The organism is Rhodococcus sp. 2G (genome assembly GCF_001886355.1).
Classification (GTDB): Bacteria; Actinomycetota; Actinomycetes; order Mycobacteriales; family Mycobacteriaceae; genus Rhodococcus; species Rhodococcus pyridinivorans.
Window position 1 is genome coordinate 2,815,985 of record NZ_CP018063.1, and the last position, 19,384, is coordinate 2,835,368.

The 19,384-nt window shown below is 67.5% G+C and carries 19 protein-coding genes, 1 pseudogene and 1 riboswitch; of the genes and pseudogenes, 7 read left to right on the forward strand and 13 right to left on the reverse strand.

Going from position 1 to position 19,384, the window contains the following annotated elements; translation table 11 throughout:
• Positions 1-32 precede the first annotated feature (32 nt).
• Genes BO226_RS13305 through BO226_RS13315 form a run of 3 tightly spaced genes read right to left on the reverse strand, consistent with a single transcriptional unit; the run spans position 33 to position 2,870 of the window.
• Entirely contained in the window at positions 33-1,118 is a 1,086-nt protein-coding gene (locus BO226_RS13305) for an adenosine deaminase (RefSeq protein WP_006550131.1), read from the reverse strand.
• 56 nt (positions 1,119-1,174) lie between these two features.
• A complete protein-coding gene (locus BO226_RS13310) occupies positions 1,175-2,458 on the reverse strand; it encodes a thymidine phosphorylase (RefSeq protein ID WP_071935441.1) in 1,284 nt (427 codons plus the stop codon).
• The gene (locus BO226_RS13315) at positions 2,451-2,870 is read right to left on the reverse strand and encodes a cytidine deaminase (RefSeq protein ID WP_006550129.1); all 420 of its coding nucleotides are present in this window, start codon (positions 2,868-2,870) and stop codon (positions 2,451-2,453) included. Before BO226_RS13315 ends, BO226_RS13310 begins: the two co-directional genes overlap by 8 nt.
• A gap of 325 nt (positions 2,871-3,195) precedes the next feature.
• Here BO226_RS13315 and sdhC point away from each other — a divergent pair, with 325 nt between their 5' ends.
• Genes sdhC through BO226_RS13335 form a run of 4 tightly spaced genes read left to right on the forward strand, consistent with a single transcriptional unit; the run spans position 3,196 to position 6,516 of the window.
• Positions 3,196-3,531 (forward strand): succinate dehydrogenase, cytochrome b556 subunit, encoded by a 336-nt coding sequence (gene sdhC, locus BO226_RS13320; RefSeq protein WP_006550128.1) that lies wholly within the window; start codon positions 3,196-3,198, stop codon positions 3,529-3,531.
• Between the two features lies 1 nt (position 3,532).
• Positions 3,533-3,973 (forward strand): succinate dehydrogenase hydrophobic membrane anchor subunit, encoded by a 441-nt coding sequence (locus BO226_RS13325; RefSeq protein WP_006550127.1) that lies wholly within the window; start codon positions 3,533-3,535, stop codon positions 3,971-3,973.
• A 15-nt stretch (positions 3,974-3,988) separates the two neighbouring features.
• Positions 3,989-5,740, forward strand: coding sequence for a succinate dehydrogenase flavoprotein subunit (gene sdhA / locus BO226_RS13330; RefSeq protein ID WP_006550126.1), 1,752 nt, complete (start codon positions 3,989-3,991; stop codon positions 5,738-5,740).
• Entirely contained in the window at positions 5,740-6,516 is a 777-nt protein-coding gene (locus BO226_RS13335; RefSeq protein WP_006550125.1) for a succinate dehydrogenase iron-sulfur subunit, read from the forward strand. Before sdhA ends, BO226_RS13335 begins: the two co-directional genes overlap by 1 nt.
• A gap of 100 nt (positions 6,517-6,616) precedes the next feature.
• Here the strand turns inward: BO226_RS13335 and BO226_RS13340 are convergent, their stop codons facing one another.
• The 4 genes from BO226_RS13340 to BO226_RS13355 form a co-directional block, all read right to left on the reverse strand.
• Complete coding sequence (locus BO226_RS13340) at positions 6,617-6,847, reverse strand: LapA family protein (RefSeq protein WP_232237952.1); 231 nt, start codon at positions 6,845-6,847, stop codon at positions 6,617-6,619.
• 68 nt (positions 6,848-6,915) lie between these two features.
• Entirely contained in the window at positions 6,916-7,944 is a 1,029-nt protein-coding gene (locus tag BO226_RS13345) for a YhjD/YihY/BrkB family envelope integrity protein (protein WP_006550122.1), read from the reverse strand.
• Between the two features lie 16 nt (positions 7,945-7,960).
• Complete coding sequence (gene trpS, locus BO226_RS13350) at positions 7,961-9,001, reverse strand: tryptophan--tRNA ligase (protein WP_006550121.1); 1,041 nt, start codon at positions 8,999-9,001, stop codon at positions 7,961-7,963.
• Between the two features lie 75 nt (positions 9,002-9,076).
• Positions 9,077-9,880, reverse strand: coding sequence for an exodeoxyribonuclease III (locus BO226_RS13355; protein ID WP_071936444.1), 804 nt, complete (start codon positions 9,878-9,880; stop codon positions 9,077-9,079).
• A 217-nt stretch (positions 9,881-10,097) separates the two neighbouring features.
• On the opposite strand from BO226_RS13355, the gene BO226_RS28115 reads away from it, so the two are divergent.
• Entirely contained in the window at positions 10,098-10,490 is a 393-nt protein-coding gene (locus tag BO226_RS28115; RefSeq protein ID WP_083543633.1) for a helix-turn-helix domain-containing protein, read from the forward strand.
• On the opposite strand, the gene BO226_RS13365 is transcribed toward BO226_RS28115, so the two are convergent.
• A complete protein-coding gene (locus BO226_RS13365; RefSeq protein ID WP_071935444.1) occupies positions 10,433-11,647 on the reverse strand; it encodes a hypothetical protein in 1,215 nt (404 codons plus the stop codon). The two genes, BO226_RS28115 and BO226_RS13365, sit on opposite strands and share 58 nt — an antisense overlap.
• Positions 11,648-11,791: 144 nt before the next feature.
• Positions 11,792-13,009, reverse strand: coding sequence for an NADP-dependent isocitrate dehydrogenase (locus BO226_RS13370; RefSeq protein ID WP_006550117.1), 1,218 nt, complete (start codon positions 13,007-13,009; stop codon positions 11,792-11,794).
• A gap of 270 nt (positions 13,010-13,279) precedes the next feature.
• Positions 13,280-13,391: riboswitch (SAM riboswitch) on the forward strand.
• A gap of 134 nt (positions 13,392-13,525) precedes the next feature.
• On the opposite strand from BO226_RS13370, the gene metX reads away from it, so the two are divergent.
• Entirely contained in the window at positions 13,526-14,653 is a 1,128-nt protein-coding gene (gene metX, locus BO226_RS13375) for a homoserine O-acetyltransferase MetX (RefSeq protein WP_071935445.1), read from the forward strand.
• On the opposite strand, the gene BO226_RS13380 is transcribed toward metX, so the two are convergent.
• The 3 genes from BO226_RS13380 to BO226_RS13390 are packed head-to-tail and all read right to left on the reverse strand — an operon-like array spanning position 14,650 to position 17,296.
• On the reverse strand, positions 14,650-14,934 hold the full coding sequence (locus BO226_RS13380; RefSeq protein ID WP_033097065.1) for a DUF3017 domain-containing protein: 285 nt from the start codon (positions 14,932-14,934) through the stop codon (positions 14,650-14,652). The genes metX and BO226_RS13380 overlap by 4 nt on opposite strands.
• Before the next feature lie 26 nt (positions 14,935-14,960).
• A complete protein-coding gene (locus BO226_RS13385) occupies positions 14,961-15,815 on the reverse strand; it encodes a bifunctional methylenetetrahydrofolate dehydrogenase/methenyltetrahydrofolate cyclohydrolase (RefSeq protein ID WP_198040554.1) in 855 nt (284 codons plus the stop codon).
• Between the two features lie 5 nt (positions 15,816-15,820).
• Positions 15,821-17,296 (reverse strand): wax ester/triacylglycerol synthase domain-containing protein, encoded by a 1,476-nt coding sequence (locus tag BO226_RS13390; RefSeq protein ID WP_071935447.1) that lies wholly within the window; start codon positions 17,294-17,296, stop codon positions 15,821-15,823.
• 820 nt (positions 17,297-18,116) lie between these two features.
• Here BO226_RS13390 and BO226_RS28120 point away from each other — a divergent pair.
• A pseudogene (locus BO226_RS28120) lies at positions 18,117-18,536 on the forward strand (glycosyltransferase); the annotation flags it as partial.
• Between the two features lie 102 nt (positions 18,537-18,638).
• Here BO226_RS28120 and BO226_RS13400 read toward each other — a convergent pair.
• Positions 18,639-19,253, reverse strand: a complete 615-nt coding sequence (locus BO226_RS13400; RefSeq protein WP_024101565.1) for a maleylpyruvate isomerase N-terminal domain-containing protein — start codon at positions 19,251-19,253, stop codon at positions 18,639-18,641.
• Positions 19,254-19,384 lie beyond the last annotated feature (131 nt).

The window sequence follows — 19,384 nt, forward strand, 5'->3', positions numbered from 1 at the left end:
GCACCCATAGAGGTATCTGCGGGTCGCGGTCTCTACCCGACGAGGACGGCGTATCCAGGCTTGATGACGTCGTCGATCAGTTCCAGTCGCTGGTCGAACGGGAGGAAGGCCGACTTCATCGCGTTGATCGTGAACCGTTCGAGGTCGACCCAGCTGTAGTCGAAGGTCTCGACGAGCCGCACCATCTCCTGCGTCATCGTGGTGTCGCTCATCAACCGGTTGTCGGTGTTGACGGTGACGCGGAAGCGCAGGCGGGCCAGCAGGTCGAAGGGATGCTCGGCGAGCGTGCGCACCGCGCCGGTCTGCACGTTCGACGACGGGCACAGTTCGAGGGGGATGCGCTTGTCGCGGATGTAGTTCGCGAGCCGGCCCAGAGTGGCGGTTCCGTCGTCGTGCACTTCGATGTCGTCGACGATGCGCACACCGTGGCCGAGTCTGTCGGTGCCGCAGAAGGCGACCGCTTCGTGGATGGACGGGAGCCCGAACGCCTCACCGGCGTGGATCGTGAAGTGCGCGTTGGCCGCGCGGGTGTATTCGAAGGCGTCGAGATGACGGCTGGGCGGGTTGCCCGCTTCGGCGCCGGCGATGTCGAATCCCGCCACGCCGCGGTCCCGGAAGCGCACGGCGAGTTCGGCGATCTCCAACGAGCGTGCAGCGTGCCGCATCGCAGTGAGCAGGCAGCGCACCCGGATGCGACGACCACCGGCGGCCACCTCCGATTCCCCGGCTCGGAAGCCTTCGAGGACGCGCTCGACGACCTCGTCCAGAGACAGTCCCTTCTCCAGGTGCTGCTCGGGCGCGAACCGCACCTCGGCGTACACCACGCCGTCGTCGGCGAGGTCGAGGACGCACTCGCGTGCGACGCGTTCGAGTCCTTCTGCCGTCTGCATCACGGCGACGGTGTGCTCGAAGGTCTCGAGATAGCGTTCGAGCGAGCCACTGTCGGCGGATTCGCGGAACCAGCGGGCGAGATCCGCTTCGGTGTCCGCGGGCAACGACCACCCGCACGCGTCCGCGAGTTCGAGGACCGTCCGGGGACGGAGTCCGCCGTCCAGGTGATCGTGTAGGACCACTTTGGGTGCGGTGCGAACGAGTTCGGGAGTCAGACGGCCGTTCATGATCGGGACGGTAGTCGGCGGCGGCCGGTTCCGCTCGGTCTCCGGCCACCGCGCCCCTACGCCCGGATCCGTTCGATCACGAGCGGCTGCCGAACGGGGGCCGTGTCGGAGATTCGGACACCGCCGCGGAGGGCGGCGAGCGCGTCGGGGATACGTCCCGGAGTGTCGGTGTGCAGCGTCGCGATCGGCTGCCCCGCGCGGACGCGATCACCGAGGACCGCGTGCAGTTCGATACCGGCCCCGGGCTGCACGTCCTGACCCTGCCGTTCGCGACCGGCTCCGAGCCGCCAGGCGGCGATACCGACCTTGTACGCGTCGAGTTCGGAGACCACCCCGTCCGCGTCGGCGTGGAAGGTCTCGGTGTGGGTCGCGACCGGCAACGGCGCCGCGGGGTCGCCGCCCTGGGCGGCGATCATCGCGTTCCACCGGTCCATTGCGGTGCCGTCGCGCAGTCGGTCGGCGGGATCGACATCGTCGACACCGGCGGCGGCGAGCATCTCGCGGGCCAGGGCCAGGGTCAGCTCGACGACGTCGTCGGGTCCGCCGCCGGCGAGCACCTCGACGGCCTCCCGGACCTCGAGCGCGTTGCCCGCCGTGCGCCCGAGCGGGCTGTCCATGCGGGTGAGCAGGGCCGTCGTGGGCAGCCCTTCGTCGGTGCCGAGTTCGACCATGATGCGCGCCAGCTCGCGGGCCTCGCCGAGTTCCTTCATGAAGGCGCCGCTGCCGACCTTCACATCGAGGACGAGGGCTCCGGTGCCCTCGGCGATCTTCTTGCTCATGATCGAGCTGGCGATGAGCGGGATCGACTCGACGGTCCCGGTGACGTCGCGCAGCGCGTAGAGCTTGCGGTCGGCGGGGGCGAGATCGGCACTCGCCGCGCACACGACCGCACCGACGGCCGGGTCGCTGAGAATCTCGGCGATCTCCGCGGTGGTCAGATCGGCCTTCCAGCCGGGGATCGCCTCGAGCTTGTCCAGGGTGCCGCCGGTGTGACCGAGACCGCGGCCCGACAATTGCGGGACCGCGACGCCGCAGGCCGCGACGAGCGGTGCGAGCGGCAGTGTGATCTTGTCCCCCACACCGCCTGTCGAGTGTTTGTCGACGGTGCGCAGGCCGAGAGCGGAGAAATCGAGACGACGACCGGAGTCGATCATGGCGGTGGTCCAGCGTGCCGTCTCGACCCGGCTCATGCCGCGAAACCAGACTGCCATCGCCAGGGCCGACATCTGGGCGTCGGAGACGATCTCGTGGGTGAACGCCTCGATGACCCAGTCGATCTCGGCGCCGGAGAGCTCGTGTCCGTCGCGCTTGCGGCGGATGACGGTGACGATGTCAGGCACGGCGGTCCTCGTTCTCCCGCACGGCCGCCAGATCGTCGGGGCCGAACGCGTCGGGGAGGAGCTCGCAGAGGCGACGCGGGCCACCCTGGGCGTCGACCTCGAGATCGGGACCGCCGTGTTCGAGGAGCACCTGCCGGCACCGGCCGCACGGGGTCAGGACGTGGCCTCTGGAGTCGCAGACGGCGACGGCCCGCAGACGCCCTCCACCCTGGGCGAACAAGTTACCGACGAGTACACATTCGGCACACAGTCCCAGTCCGTGTGAGACATTTTCCACATTGCACCCGAGGACCATCCGACCGTCGACGGTGAGGCCGGCAGCCCCCACCGGGAACCCGGAGTAGGGGGCGTAGGCTCGACCCATCACCTCATGTGCTTTGGCGCGCAACATTTTCCAGTCGATGTCCGGCATGGTTCCCCATCCTGTCACGGTGGCGTGGACGACGGTAGGCGACCCCCGCTGCGCCAGATCACAGTTGGAAAGGCAAACCTAACTTCGCTTTTGGGGCCTGTACGAATGGCGCAGGAGATTGGTTCCCGAGTTTGGGATGGGTCTAGAGTCGATCCAAGTCGGTTCAGGTTCACGTCGGGCCCGTACTGCGGAATCCCCCACAGGTAGGAGCAGCTCGACGCGTCCACCATTGACGTTGGAGGCACAGCACTCGATGAGCAGCACGACTGAAGCCGCCCCCGCAAAGGCGGGGCGCACACGGTCGCTTTACCGGGGAGACCCCGGCATGTGGTCCTGGGTATTGCACCGGATCACGGGCGTGGCGACATTCTTCTTCCTTTTCGTCCACGTCCTCGACACCGCACTCGTCCGGGTCAACCCCGAGACCTACGACGCGGTGATCGATACGTACAAGAACCCGATCGTCGGCCTCATGGAGCTCGGCCTGGTCGCGATGGTCCTGTACCACGCACTCAACGGCCTGCGGGTCATGCTCGTGGACTTCTGGTCGAAGGGCCCGAAGTACCAGCGCGTGATGCTCTGGACGATCCTCGCGATCTGGTTCGTGGTGATGATCCCCGCGGCCGTTCGCATCCTCTTCAACACGTTTGCGGGGCACTGACATGACCGAAGCGAAGACTTTGGGTAAGGAATACGACCGGCCCGCAGGCCTCGACAACCCGCGCACGCCGCGGCGTGCCGCGAAGAACAACTTCGAGCTCTACGCCTGGTTGTTCATGCGCCTGTCCGGCCTGGCCCTGATCATCCTGGTCCTCGGTCACCTCTTCATCATGCTGATGCTCGATGACGGCGTGCACCGCATCAACTTCGCGTTCGTCGCAGGCCGCTGGTCCAGCCCGTTCTGGCAGTTCTGGGACCTGTCGATGCTGTGGCTCGCACAGCTCCACGGCGGTAACGGTCTGCGCACCGTCATCGCGGACTACGCACGTAAGGACTCCACCCGGTTCTGGCTCAACACGATCCTCGTCGTGTCGATGATCCTGATCATGGGCCTGGGCACCTACGTGATCTTCACCTTCGACCCGAACATCACGGCGAGCTAGGGGAGCCGAACCTTCATGCAGGAACATCGTTACGACGTAGTCATCGTCGGCGCCGGCGGCGCCGGCATGCGTGCGGCCATCGAAGCCGGCCCGCGTGCGCGCACCGCAGTGCTCACGAAGCTCTACCCCACCCGCAGCCACACCGGCGCCGCTCAGGGTGGCATGTGCGCCGCCCTCGCGAACGTCGAAGAGGACAACTGGGAGTGGCACACCTTCGACACCGTCAAGGGTGGCGACTACCTGGTCGACCAGGACGCTGCGGAGATCATGGCCAAGGAGGCCATCGACGCCGTTCTCGACCTCGAGAAGATGGGTCTTCCGTTCAACCGGACGCCCGAGGGCAAGATCGACCAGCGTCGCTTCGGTGGTCACACCCGCGACCACGGTAAGGCCCCGGTCCGTCGCGCGTGCTACGCCGCCGACCGCACCGGCCACATGATTCTGCAGACGCTGTACCAGAACTGCGTCAAGCACGACGTCGAGTTCTTCAACGAGTTCTACGCACTCGACATCACCCTCACCGAGACCGAGAACGGTCCCGTCGCGACGGGTGTCATCGCGTACGAGCTCGCGACCGGCGAGATCCACGTCTTCCACGCCAAGGCCATCGTCTTCGCGACGGGCGGCTCGGGCCGTATGTACAAGACGACGTCGAACGCCCACACCCTCACCGGTGACGGCCTCGGCATCATCTTCCGCAAGGGCCTGCCGCTCGAGGACATGGAGTTCCACCAGTTCCACCCGACGGGCCTGGCCGGTCTCGGCATCCTCATCTCGGAGGCCGTGCGCGGCGAGGGCGGCATCCTCCGCAATGCCGACGGCGAGCGGTTCATGGAGCGCTACGCCCCCACCATCAAGGACCTCGCGCCCCGCGACATCGTCGCCCGCTCGATGGTGCTCGAGGTGCTCGAGGGTCGCGGCGCCGGACCGAACAAGGATTACGTCTACATCGACGTGACCCACCTCGGCGAGGACGTCCTCGAGGAGAAGCTCCCCGACATCACCGAGTTCTCCCGCACCTACCTCGGTGTCGACCCCGTCACCGAGCTCGTGCCCGTGTTCCCGACCTGCCACTACGTCATGGGCGGTATCCCGACCAACGTCGACGGCGAGGTCCTCCGCGACAACGAGAACGTCGTGCCCGGCCTGTACGCGGCCGGAGAGTGCGCGTGCGTGTCCGTCCACGGCGCCAACCGTCTCGGCACCAACTCGCTGCTCGACATCAACGTCTTCGGTCGTCGCGCCGGCATCGCCGCCGCGGAGTACGCCAACAGCACGAAGCACGTCGAGATGCCCGAGCAGCCGACGAAGTACGTCGACGACTGGCTCGATCTGATCCTGCACCAGGGCGGCAAGGAGCGGGTGGCCGACATCCGCACCGAGCTGCAGCAGACGATGGACAACAACGCGTCGGTGTTCCGCACCGAGGAGACGTTGACGCAGGCGCTCAACGACATCCACGAGCTGAAGAAGCGCTACAAGGAGATCACGGTCCACGACAAGGGCAAGCGCTACAACAGCGACCTGCTCGAGGCGCTGGAGCTCGGCTTCCTCCTCGAGATGGCCGAGGTCACCGTCGTCGGCGCGCTGAACCGCAAGGAATCGCGTGGCGGACACGCCCGCGAGGACTACCCGAAGCGCGACGACGAGAACTTCCTCAAGCACACCATGGCGTACAAGGTGGGCGAGGAACTGATCTCCGACATTCGCCTGGACTACAAGCCGGTGGTCCAGACCCGGTACGAGCCCATGGAGCGTAAGTACTGATGACAACCATCGAGAAGACCGACACGGGCGCGTCGACACTGCCACCCGTGCCCGAGGGCGCGACGATGGTCACCCTCAAGATCGCCCGGTTCAACCCGGAGGACGACAAGGGTCAGCACTGGGATTCGTTCCAGGTGCCGGCGCTGCCGTCCGACCGTCTGCTCAACCTGTTGGGCTACGTCAAGGGTTACCTCGACGGCACGCTCACCTTCCGTCGCAGCTGCGCCCACGGCGTGTGCGGCTCGGACGCGATGCGTGTCAACGGCGTCAACCGTCTCGCCTGCAAGATCCTCATGAAGGACATGCTGGACAAGAACGGCAAGGACGTCACGATCACGATCGAGCCGATCCGTGGCCTTCCGGTCGAGAAGGACCTCGTCGTCGACATGGAACCCTTCTTCGACGCCTACCGCGCCGTGAAGCCGTTCCTCATCGCCTCCGGCAACGAGCCGACCCGCGAGCGTATCCAGTCGCAGGCCGACCGTGCCCGGTTCGACGACACCACCAAGTGCATCCTGTGCGCGTGCTGCACCACCTCGTGCCCGGTGTACTGGAGCGACGGCAGCTACTTCGGTCCCGCCGCGATCGTCAACGCGCACCGGTTCATCTTCGATTCGCGTGACGAGGGTGCCTCCGAGCGGCTGGACATCCTCAACGACAAGGAAGGCGTGTGGCGCTGCCGCACCACCTTCAACTGCACCGACGCGTGCCCCCGTGGCATCCAGGTGACGAAGGCGATCCAGGAGGTCAAGCGCGCGCTCATGTTCGCTCGCTGATCACCTCGCACGACAGCAGGTCCGTCCCTTCGGGGACGGGCCTGCTGTCGTCTGTGCCCACTCTCCTGTGCTCCGTTGCCGGTGGTCGCACCGATGCGGATCAGCGTCCGCGTGCGAACAGGAAGCCCGCGACCCACCCGACCGCGAAGATGATGACGAGCACCAGCCACAGCGGTGCCCGCAGCGAGATCCAGAAGAGGTCGATGCTCGTACTGTTGCGGTTCTGGAGAACGAACAGCGCAGCGAGCAGGACCAGGACGGCCGCGAGCGCTCTGCGCGGAGTCACCCGGAACGCGCGTTGGGGCGCGGCGGATCGCGACTGTTTTGCCACGCCTCCATCGTCGCCCGTCCGCGGCACGATCGGCACCCCCGAACCGAGTTTTCACCCCGGGAGTTCGCTCATTTCCTCCGGAAGCGCAGCCCGGCGAGGAGTCCACCGACCAGGCCCGCACCGAGGATTGCGGCGCCGCGGCGCGCGTCGAGACCCTCGTGCACCTCGAGGCGAGGCGTGATGACCGCCCCCGTGGGCGCGGGATGGTGTGCGAGTGCGAGGCTCGCTCGGGACGTCGCTGCGAACGCGGTGCAGAAGAGCACCAGGCGGGCCGTGAGGTTACCGAACACGAGGATGCCGAGGATCGGGCCGAAGGCGACGCCCGCCGGGCCGTTGAGCACACGTTCGAGGTAGATCGAACCCGTCTGCTTGAGCAGTTCGAAACCGATCCCGGCGATCGCACCCGCGACGAGCGCGCTGCGGAACGGAACGGGTTCGCGGGGCAGGCGAGCGATCACCCAGGTGAACACCAGACCGGTGGCGGCAGTGGCCGCCACCAGAGCCAGAATTCGCAGACCCACGCCGATGCCGACGAGATTCTCCATGTTGAGCAGCTCGACGATCCTGCGCGCGATCGGCCCGCTGCTCAGCGCCGAGAGCCCCAACGACACGGTCATCGCGAGTCCGAGACTGAGAAGTGCGCCCCCGTCGCGCAACTTCACTACGAAGAAGTTGCCCTTGTCGCGCGGGTGCTCCCACATGGCGGTGAGGGCTTCGCGAAGATTCGTGATCCAGCCCAGACCGGCATACGAGGCGGTGAGCAGGCCGATGAGGCCGACCGCGCCGCGGGATTCGATCGCCGAGTCGATCAGGCTCTGCACGGTGCCGCCGAGCTGACCGGGAATGTTCTCGGAGATGACCTGCCGGATCTCGTCGAGCAGTTCGGGTCGCCCGGCAAGCACGAAACCAGCCAGCGAGAACACGACCATGATGATCGGGACGATCGCCAGCACCGTGAAGTAGGTCAGACCGGCCGCGTAGTAGTCGCCCTTGTTCTCCTGGTACCGAACCCCGGCCCGGAGGATGCGGTCGAGCACGGGATGGGCCGCGCGTTGACGCTCGAGAAATCCCGGCTTCTCGTCGGGTTCGCCGGCCATCCGGGTGCTCCTTCGTCTAGGTCCGCGGCAGGAAACCCACCTTGTCATAGACCTGCGCCAAGGTGCGGGATGCGACCTCGCGAGCGCGGTCCGCGCCGCCCGCGAGAATGCGGTTCAGTTCGGCCGGGTCGGCCAGGTACTCGTCGACCTTGGTGCGGATCGGGGTGACGAACTCGGTGAGGACCTCTGCGGTGTCGGCCTTCAGATCGCCGTAACCCTTGCCCTCGTAGCCGGCGACGAGTTCGTCGACGCTGCGACCCGACAGCGCAGACTGGATCGTGAGCAGGTTCGACACCCCGGGCTTGTTCTCCCGGTCGAAACGGATCTCGCGCTCGTTGTCGGTCACCGCGGAGCGGATCTTCTTCGCCGACACCTTCGGATCGTCGAGGAGATTGATCAGGCCCGCGTCGGTCGTCGCGGACTTGCTCATCTTCGACGTCGGATCCTGCAGATCGTAGATCTTCGCGGTCTCCTTCACGATCGTCGGCTCGGGGACGACGAAGGTCTTGCCGAAGCGGGAGTTGAAGCGCTGCGCGAGATCTCGCGTGAGTTCGAGGTGCTGGCGCTGGTCCTCCCCCACCGGCACGTGGCTCGCGCGGTAGAGCAGGATGTCGGCGGCCATGAGGATCGGATAGGTGAACAGGCCGACGCCGGCGTGCTCGGTGCCCTGCTTGGCCGACTTGTCCTTGAACTGCGTCATCCGGCTGGCCTCACCGAAACCGGTGATGCAGCTCAGGACCCAGGCGAGCTCGGCGTGCTCGGGCACCTGGCTCTGCACGAACAGCACGGACTTCTCCGGATCGATACCGATCGCGAGCAACTGCGCCACGGAGACGAGCACTCGCTTGCGCAGCAGCTTCGGCTCGTGCGGAACGGTGATCGCGTGCAGATCGGGGATGAAGTAGAAGGCGTCGTTCTCGTCCTGCGCCGGAACCCACTGCGCCAGCGCCCCGAGGAAGTTCCCGAGGTGGAACGAATCCGAGGTGGGCTGGATGCCGGACAGCACACGGGGGCGGGCCTTCGGCTTCGTGGCGTTCTGTTCTGCAGTGCTCGACATGCCGTCGATGATTCCACGCAGGCCACGCCGCGCTGCGACCGAGGTGGACACTTCTGCGCCGATCCGCAGAAGCGGTCAGCGATCGAAGGTCACGGTCACCGGTGCATGGTCGGACCAGCGCTGGTCGTAGCTCGCTGCGCGTTCGACGCGGGCCTCGCTCGCGCGGGCCGCCAGGCCCGGGGTCACGAGGTGGTAGTCGATGCGCCAGCCTGCGTCGGTGTCGAATGCCTTGCCGCGGTACGACCACCACGAATAGGGGCCCGCGACGTCGCCGTGGAGGTCACGCACTACGTCGCGCCAGCCGGTCTCGAGGAGGTCGCCGACCCACGCGCGCTCCTCGGGCAGGAAGCCGGACTTCTTGACGTTGCCCTTCCAGTTCTTGATGTCCCGCTCGGTAGGGGCGATGTTCCAGTCGCCGCACACCACCATGTCGCGACCTGCGGCCGTCACCGCGGCGTACCGTTCGGCGAGGTAGGTCGCGAAGCTCTTCATGAAGTGTTCCTTCTCGTCCTGCTTCGACGTCTGTGCTTCACCGGTCGGCAGGTAGAGGCTTCCCACCGTCACGTCGCCGAAGTCGGCCTCGATGTAGCGGCCGGCCGAGGCGAACTCGTCGACGTCGAATCCGACGCGGACGGCGTCCGCCGGGACACGCGAGAGGATCGCCACCCCGGCGCGGCCCTTGGCCGAGGACTCCGCGCCGACACAGTGCCATCCGGCCTCCAGCGCCGGGGCGATCGCGGCGTGGAACTGCTTCTCGGTGGCCCGCACCTCCTGCAGGCACACGATGTCGGCGGCCGACGAGGCGAGCCAGTCGACGAGACCCTTGGCTGCGGCTGCGCGCACGCCGTTGACGTTCACGGTGGTGATCACGAGAGGCACCGGGTCACCGTAGCCGACGCCGGCGATGCCGCTGCTCCACCGTGGAAGGAGCCTGCCGTGAGAGTGGCTCACCCCACGACCGCGAGTTCCACAAGACGGAACACATTCACCAATTTCTCTCATTCAGCGGAACGTCCCGAGAGTATTCCTGGGGAAACACTCATGTGTTCCATTCTGCGGATTGTTCGAACCGTTCTGTGGGCCTGGAGTGACTCGCATGACACAGGCATCGACGGTCGCCGAAGCCGACGGCGGCGTGCGGAGCGTCGCCCGCGCGTTCGATCTGCTCAACGCATTCGACGCCGAGCACCCGATCCGGACGCTGCGCGAACTCGTCGGGATCACCGGGCTCCCCAAGTCGACGGTGGTGGACTGGCCGCTCCCGGATCGACACTCCCCTCGAGTGGGAATGGCTGCGCGCCGGGGGTCTGTTCGGCCACCTGCTCACCGAGCAGACGGAGCGGCAGCGCGCTCCGCACCGCGATCCGGTGGGCGCGCACCGGTAGACGAGTGGATCGACGGGGCCGTCCTCCGAGGAGGACGTCCCCGTCGTCATGTCCGGTCCGCCGGAGCGACACGGGCGACGGTGCGCGCCCGCACGATCAGATGACGGAGCGGCGGGACGGAACCCTCCGCTCGACCGTTCCTCCGACCACCGTCGAGCTCGGCGCGCCGCACCCGGTACCGCTCGCGCAGCACCGCGGCGCGCAGGGCGGCGGTGACACCCGGGAAGCGACCCCGACGGCCCACCCCGACGGTGCCGAGGAGCAGGACGGCGGCCGGCAGGACTATCCAGGCGTACAGGACGGCGGCGGAGGCGATCGCCTCGGCGACGGCGTCCTCGTCGAGTGCCGCCCACACGATTCCCGCACCGACCACGACGTAGAGGGTGCCACCCAACGCCGCGGCCAGGACCGCGCCGACGTATCGGCGGAGCAACCAGCAGCGGACCGTCCACAGCACGAGGACGACGGCCGTGAACATCGTGATCGCGGACGTGACCACCACGAAGACCATGTCCGAGGAATCCAGGAAGGGCCCGGAGCCCGACTCGTCGTCGAACACCACGATCATGAGGAACCCCGTCACCACCGTGACGACGGCCAGGACCGCGAGTTCGACGGCGAGCGCCGCGAAGGGGTGGCCGGCGACCCGCGGGTCGCCCGGTCGCAGCCTCGCCGCCGTGGCGAGCAGTTCACGTCGGCGCAGCAGCGACGCCTCCCGGCGCAGACGACGGCGGGCACCGACGCCGCGTTGGGTCGCGAGGAACAGGTCCTGGCTGAGTACCACGATCACGAAGACCGCCGGGAACAGCAGCAGCGCCGCCAGATCCACGGAGTGTGGGAGACCGTCGAGCAGCGCTGCGACGAAGGTCATCGTCGCTCCGACACCGAACACCGACCCGCACAGTTCGAGGTGCTCGAGGCGCAACGCCTCGGTCGATCGGGACGAACCCTCGGCGGCGATGACCGGTCCGAGCGACCACGCGATGAGATTGAGCGCGATGACGAGGGCGGCGAGCACCCCGAGGACGGCGGCGGCCTCACCCATCGTGAGGGTGGTGAGCACGCCGCTGCGCACCGGCGTGGACCGGTCGTAGGCCAGTTCGTCGGTGCGGCGGGCGATCGCGTGGATCAGATTCGGCGCGAGCGCGACGGGCAGGTAGGCCAGCGCCGAGCCGAACATCAGCATCCATACCCGGGTCCAGAACCGCCGGCGTGCGTGCGCTCCGCCGCGGGCTTCGGAGTCGGTGGCAGTGGTGGTCACGGCCGTCCTCCTCCCGAGCCCTACGGTGATGCGACTGACAGTGGTACACGAAACGGTAGCCGGTGCCGGGAGTGCTCGGGAACACGACACGGGACGCCCGATTGGGGCGTCCCGTGTACGTGCTGTCGAGAACGGAGCGGAAGATCAGGCGCGAGCCTTCTGCAGGTTCTCGTCGAGCGCTGCGAGGAACTCCTCGGTGGTCAGCCAGCCCTGCTCGGGGCCGACGAGCAGGGCGAGGTCCTTGGTCATCTGACCGGCTTCGACGGTCTTGATGACGACGTCCTCGAGCTGCTGCGCGAACTCGATGACCTCGGGGGTGTTGTCCAGCTTGCCGCGGTGCTCGAGGCCACGGGTCCAGGCGAAGATCGACGCGATCGGGTTGGTCGACGTCGGCTTGCCCTGCTGGTGCTGACGGTAGTGCCGGGTGACGGTGCCGTGTGCGGCCTCCGCCTCGACGGTCTTGCCATCCGGGGTCATCAGGACGGAGGTCATCAGCCCCAGCGAGCCGTAGCCCTGCGCGACGGTGTCGGACTGGACGTCGCCGTCGTAGTTCTTGCAGGCCCAGACGTAGCCGCCCTCCCACTTGAGGGACGATGCGACCATGTCGTCGATGAGGCGGTGCTCGTAGGTGAGACCGGCGGCGTCGAACTCCGCCTTGAACTCTTCCTCGTAGATCCGCTGGAACTCGTCCTTGAACATGCCGTCGTAGGCCTTCAGGATCGTGTTCTTGGTCGACAGGTAGACCGGGTAGTTGCGCTGCAGGCCGTACGAGAGCGAGGCGCGCGCGAAGTCCTGGATGGACTTCTTGTAGTTGTACATACCCATCACGACGCCGCCGTCCTCGGGGATCTGGCAGACCTCGTGCTGGATCGGCTCGCTGCCGTCCTCGGGCGTGAAGGTGATGGTGACGGTGCCCGGGCGGTCGACCTTGAAGTCGGTGGCGCGGTACTGATCGCCGAACGCGTGACGGCCGACGATGACGGGCTTGGTCCAGCCCGGCACCAGACGCGGCACGTTCGAGATGATGATGGGCGCGCGGAAGATGGTGCCGCCGAGGATGTTACGGATGGTGCCGTTGGGCGACCGCCACATCTTCTTCAGGCCGAACTCCTCGACACGCGCTTCGTCGGGGGTGATGGTGGCGCACTTGACGCCGACGTTGTGCTTCTTGATGGCGTTCGCCGCATCGACCGTCACCTGGTCGTCGGTGGCGTCGCGGTTCTCCACGCCGAGGTCGTAGTACTCGAGATCCACGTCCAGGTACGGGTGGATCAGCTTGTCCTTGATGAACTGCCAGATGATGCGGGTCATCTCGTCGCCGTCGAGCTCGACGACCTTACCTTCAACCTTGATCTTGGACATATGCGTTTCGTGTCCTCCTAGGACGTTTCTGTAGGTCCCCAATCGACCGCACTTTGTGGGTGCGGTCGCCGTCGGCTCGCGAGCAGCGAGCATGGCCGTGTCCACGTCCTGAACCGCGGCCAAACATGACAAGCGTACTGCTATTGCCGACGACCGCAAAGCGCCTCGTCCCACCCTCACGCCCTACCGACCGGTAACTTTCCTGCTGGTCAGGGATGTTCAGAGGGTGCATAAAGACCCTGCAACGGAGAGTCGCTAGACTGCCGGGAAAGTCATGAGTGCCAGCGTCAAGCCCCGGCTTGCTGGCCGGCAACCCTCCGACCGGGGTGGGGTGCTCCGGGTGATGACACGGTCGGTGGAACCCCACCGACAAGCCTGTTGTCGGGAGGACTGAGATGATGATGTGCTGTCGCACGCAAGCCACGATCACACCTCCCATCACCGCCGGAAGGACGCGATGACCGACATCCGCAGCCGGCGCTGCCAGCCCACCGCGAGCCTCGAGGCGGTCATCTCTTGACGGCGGGCACCGAGCGGCGTCGCGTCGAACTGCCCCCGGCAGACGGACGCCTCGACACCATCGACATCGGTGATCTCGCGCTCGAGAGCGGCGAGACGCTGCCGAACGTCACCGTCGCCGTGCAGAGGTGGGGCGAACTGTCCCCCGCCCGCGACAACGTGGTGCTCGTCGAACACGCCCTCACCGGCGACTCGCACGTCACCGGCCCCGCCGGACCGGACCATCCGTCCCCCGGCTGGTGGTCGGGCATGGTCGGCCCCGGTGCTCCGATCGACACCGACCGCTGGTGCGTGGTTTCGACGAACATTCTCGGCGGGTGCCGCGGCACCACCGGCCCCGGCAGCACCGCACCCGACGGCAAGGCCTGGGGATCCCGCTTCCCGCTGATCACCGTGCGCGACCAGGTGGCGGCCGAGGTGGCGCTGCTCGACAGGCTCGGCATCGACGTCCCCGCCGCCGTGACCGGCGGATCGATGGGTGGCATGCGCACCCTCGAGTGGATCATCGCGTACCCGGAGCGGGTGCGAGCGTCGCTCGTCCTCGCCACCGGTGCCCGCGCGACCGCCGACCAGATCGGCACCCAGACCGCGCAGATGGCTGCCATCACGGCCGACCCCGACTGGCAGGGCGGCGACTACTACGGCACGGGGCGGCGTCCCGAAGCCGGACTCGCCATCGCCCGGACCATCGCGCACCTCACCTACCGGACCGAACTCGAACTCGACACGCGCTTCGGGAATCTACCCCAGGACGACGAGGACCCGTGGCGCGGCGGCCGGTACGCCGTGCAGAGCTATCTCGAGCACCAGGCGCGCAAGCTCGTCGCGCGTTTCGATCCCGGTACCTACGTGGTGTTGTCCGACGTGATGAACCGGCACGACGTCGGGCGCGGACGCGGCGGCGTCGAGGCCGCACTCGCGTCCACCCCGGTCCCGACGATCGTCGCCGGCGTCGACTCCGACCGCCTGTACCCGCTGCGCCTGCAGCAGGAGATCGCCGATCTGCTCCCGGGATCGGGCGACCTGCGTGTGCTCGTCTCCCGCGACGGACACGACGGATTCCTCACCGAGGCCGACGAGGTCGCGAAGCTCCTCGTCGAACTGATGAAGCTCGCCGAGGGCTAGTCGGTTCCCAGCGGGTCGATCGACGCGGCGAGCGCTACCACGATTCCGCCGACGACCATCATCGAGGCGACGTCGAACGCCTTGCCGCGTACCGCGAGGACACCGACCTTGTCCTCGTCGAGAGCCCAGCGGAACAGGCCGGCGAGGATGGTGGCGCCGCCGAAGACGAACGCTCCGCGTCGCCACCGATCGGCGATCACCAAGATCACCGCTGCCGCGATCACCAGGGTGACCGCGAGCAGCGGCAGGTTCAGACGCGTGAATCGCATAGCCTGAGCCATCTCGTCTCCCGGGGTCGTCGACCCGCTTATCGGGTCGCGAGCAGCTCGGCCCGCTCCACGACGTTGGTCAGCAGGAAGGCGCGGGTGAGCGGTCCGACGCCACCGGGGTTCGGGGACACGAAGCCCGCGACCTCGCGCACGTCCGCGGCGACGTCGCCGCGCAGTCCGTCCTCGGTGCGGGAGACACCCACGTCCAGCACAGCGGCGCCGGGCTTGACCATGTCCGCCGTCACCAGCCCGGGAACACCTGCGGCGGCGACGATGATGTCGGCGCGACGCACCTCTGCAGCGAGATCACGAGTGCCGGTGTGGCAGAGGGTGACCGTCGCGTTCTCCGAACGACGGGTCAGCAGCAGACCGATCGGGCGGCCGACGGTGACGCCACGACCGACCACCACCACGTGCGCGCCGGCGATCTCCACGTCGTAGCGGCGCAGCAGGTGGATGATGCCGCGCGGCGTGCAGGGCAGCGGAGCCTCCTTGCCGAGCACGAGCCGGCCGAGGTTGACCGGGTGCAATCCGTCGGCGTCCTTGCCCGGATCCATGCGCTCGAGCGCCGCGTTCTCGTCGAGATGCTTCGGCAGCGGGAGCTGGACTATGTAGCCGGTGCAGGCAGGGTCGGCGTTGAGCTCGTCGATCGCCTCGAACAGCTGTTCCTGGGTGATGTCGGCGGGCAGATCCTTGCGGATCGACGTGATGCCGACCTTCGCGCAGTCGTTGTGCTTACCGCGCACATAGGCCGCGGATCCCGGATCGTCGCCGACGAGGATCGTGCCGAGACCGGGCGTGACGCCTTTGGCCTTCAGCGCATCCACGCGGACCTTCAGGTCCTCGAAGATTTCGTCGCGGGTTGCTTTGCCGTCCAGGATCGTCGAAGTCACGTCGTTCATTCTTCCAGGCGCCCGTCCGGCGTCGAATCGCGGCCGGTACCGGAAACCGTCCGCGCGCCGGGAGGCAGGCAGTCCCGGGATAGTTCCGCGAAGGCTTCGGCGAGGTGCCGCTCGTACTGCTCGGGGTCGGGCATGCAAGAGTCCGAGGCCAGAAAAGACAAGGTGAGAACCTCGCCGAGCGAGGTCACGGAGTGGACGAGACTGTAGTTCCGGTTGAGCATCGGAGTACCGATCGCCTCGACGGCGGGACTGCCACCGAATCGGAGGCCCTCGACCGGCCCGCGCGGCACATTCGTCACGGTGGTTTTGGCCAGCGGCACCACGTCTCCCGTAGGCCCCACCCGCCCGCGGTGCGCTCTCCGGATCGTCATCGCCAGGTCGAACGCGGGCGATGCATCCACCGCCGCAACGGAGGCAGCCGACTCCGGACGCCGGATGCGCTGTTTCTCGAGAGCGGCCGACTCGTGGACTCGGCGGAGTCGCTCGCGCGGATCAGCCCGATCGAGGTGCAGGTCGACATACATGAGCGTGACCTTGTTCTCCGACTCCGCTCCCGCTCCGTCCCGGAGGGATCCCGGAACGATCGCCGCCGGTGAATCGGCGGGAATTTCCTCGTAGGATGCGAGGTAGGCGCGTAGTCCGCCCGAGACGACCGTCAGGATCACGTCGTTCACCGAGGTATCCGTGGCGCGCGCGACGGCACGCACCTCCGGCAACGGCATACGGACGACGCCGAGCTGCCAGGCGCTGCCGGCGTCGGTGTCGAAGCGGGTGCGGGGACGCTGCGGCCGGGGGGCGGTGATCTCCCCCGATGCGGTGAGACCACCCAGTGCTCGTCGAGCGCGACGTGCTGCGACCAGAGCCGGGAGCATCCTCGCGTACCGGAAGGGCAGCGAGACCGCCGCGCGGACCGGTCCCGGCACGGCGACGACGCGTCCTCCCGTCGAAGGGGCGGCAGCCGGATCGTCGAGCAGTGCACGAGCGATCTCGACGGCTCCGAGCCCGTCGGTCACCGAGTGGTGCAGGAGCAACGCGACGATGGTGGCGCCCTCGGGAAGGTCCTCGACACCGCGGATGTCGGTCAGGACGTGCACTTCCCACGGCGGTGCGGACAGATCGAGGCAGCGTTCCTTCATCGACGCGAGCAGCCGATGCAACCCGCTGCGCGAGGTCGGTCCGATCGTCTCGTACCGGACGTGATCGTCCGGATCGACGCCGGTCTCGACCCAGTACGGGAAGTCGAGGTTCGCCGGCACGCGGTGCAGGCGTCGGGTGAGCGCCGGTGTGCGATGCAGGCGCTCCCCGATCCAGGTGACGGCGTCCCCACGTGTGCGGATGGGGGCCTCGCCTCCCCGGGCGTCGAACACGTAGAAGCTCACCATGGTCGACGGCGGAGCTTCGGGGTCGGTGTCCCCCACGAAGACGTGGAGCGCGTCCCGCGCGGCCAGTCTGATCCCGCGTCGGCGTGTCATCGCGATGGTTCTCTCCCGGGTCGCCCGCTGCTCGTGCCTCTCGATTGAACCAGTTACCGCTCGGGGCCACACCCGGTCGACGATTCGCGTACACGAGCGCGGAGCGGTGTAATTCGGCCATGGCGCACCGAGTCGGATCGACGACCGGCAGTACACGAGGCCGGGCCGCGCGTCGCGTCCTGTTCTCGTTCGCAGGCGGCCTCGGCCATCTCGCACCGATGCTCCCGATCGCCGACGTCCTGCGCGGGGCCGGCCACCGTCTCGGCGTGTGCGGGGAGGCGGACGTCCTCGCAGGCACCGAAGGCTTCGACGCACACTTCCCCGAGGGGGAGACGACATCTCCTTCCGGTCGGTCCACGGGCACGCTCGCTCCTCCCGACCTCGACCACGAGTACTCGGTGATCGGCACCCACTTCGCCGGTGTGCTCGCGGCGCGACGATTCGACCTGGTCCGCGATGTCATCGACCGCTGGCATCCGGATCTGGTGATCTGCGACGAGATGGACTTCGGTGCGATGACGGCGGCCGAGCACGCCGCCGTTCCCCGCGTGGTGGTCGCCGTCATCGCGTCCGGAGCACTCACCCGGATCGACCGCATCCGTGAGCCACTGGGACGACTACGGGCCGCCCACGACCTCCCTTCCGATCACGAGTGCTCTTTCCTGACACAGGATTTGGTCATCTCACCGTTCCCACCGTCGTTCCGTGATCCTGATGTCCCGTTGCCTCCCACAGCCGTCTCGACAGGGCCGGCCCGTCGCTCGCATCCCGCGAACACCCTGCGATCGACTGGCTTCGTAGCGGCGAGAAGCCCCACCGCGTGTACGTCACGCTGGGTACCGTCTTCAACACCGAGTCCGGTGATCTCATCGTCCGTCTCCTCCGGGGGCTGCACCGACTACCTGCGCGCGTGCTCGTCACCGTCGGCCGGGACATCGACCCGGCCACCCTGCCGTCACCGGGCGGCAACGTCCGCATCGAGCGGCTCGTGGCCCAGTCGGCCGTGCTCCCGCACGTCGATGTCGTCGTAAACCACGGCGGATCGGGCAGCGTCATCGGTGCGCTCACCCACGGCGTTCCGGTCGTCGCGCTTCCGATGGGCGCGGACCAGGAACTCAACGCCCGACGGCTGGTCGCGCTGGGCGCAGGGACCACGGTCGATCCCGTCACCGTAACCTCGGCGGAGATCGGAGGGATCACCCTCGACGCGCTGTCCTCGCGCTCTCTCCGCCGCGGGGCCGAGCAATTGCGCGACGAGATCTCACGATTGCCTCCCCCGGCATCCGTGCTCGCGCTGCTCGAGGATCGGATGTTCTGGTCCGGCTGCGCTGAACCTCTCCGCTCACACGACGGAATAGCCGTTCGGCAACGCCATCCGACCGGTCAATGCCCGCAGCACGGTCGTGCCGTCGCCGAGTGCCAGAGCGATTCTCGCCGCCAACAGGGCGGACTGCTCGAGAACCTCGGCGGGAGGTTCGTAGGGAACATCCGCGGCGTCGGCGATGTCGAGACCGTGGACGGCGAGTTCGAAGGTGCGTGTCGGGAGGTAGGAATGCAGCCGGATCCCCGATCCTCCGATCACCCGGATCAGACGATCCTCCCCGGTACCGAGCCGCTCGATTACCGCAGCCGACAGGGCACCGATCGTCGCCACCGGGTCGTCACCGAGGTCGGCACCGGCACGCCGTCCACGTTCGACGATGTCCTCCGCGCCGAGGACCGAGGTCAGTTCCTTGACGTGGACGTAGTACTGCTCCGCGCTCGCGAGGTCCTCGGTGTCGGCAGGACTGTCGAGATAGGTCATGACGGTCGTCAACGAGCGTGAGGTGTGTCCGATCAGTGCTCGGAGGTCCCACTCACCCAGGCCCGGACCGTCCCAGCGGCCCTCCGGCACGGCACGGACCAACTCCGCGAAGCTGCGTACCGCCGAGACATACGTCGCTATCGGCGATTCCATGACATCTCCCGCGGCCGACCGGATCGAACCCGACACGAGAATGAAAGCACGCGTCTGCCGGCTACACCGTCGGTGTGCGCACGCGGGTCGGCACGGATCGCTCGCGCAACGTGAATCCCAGCTTCTCGTAG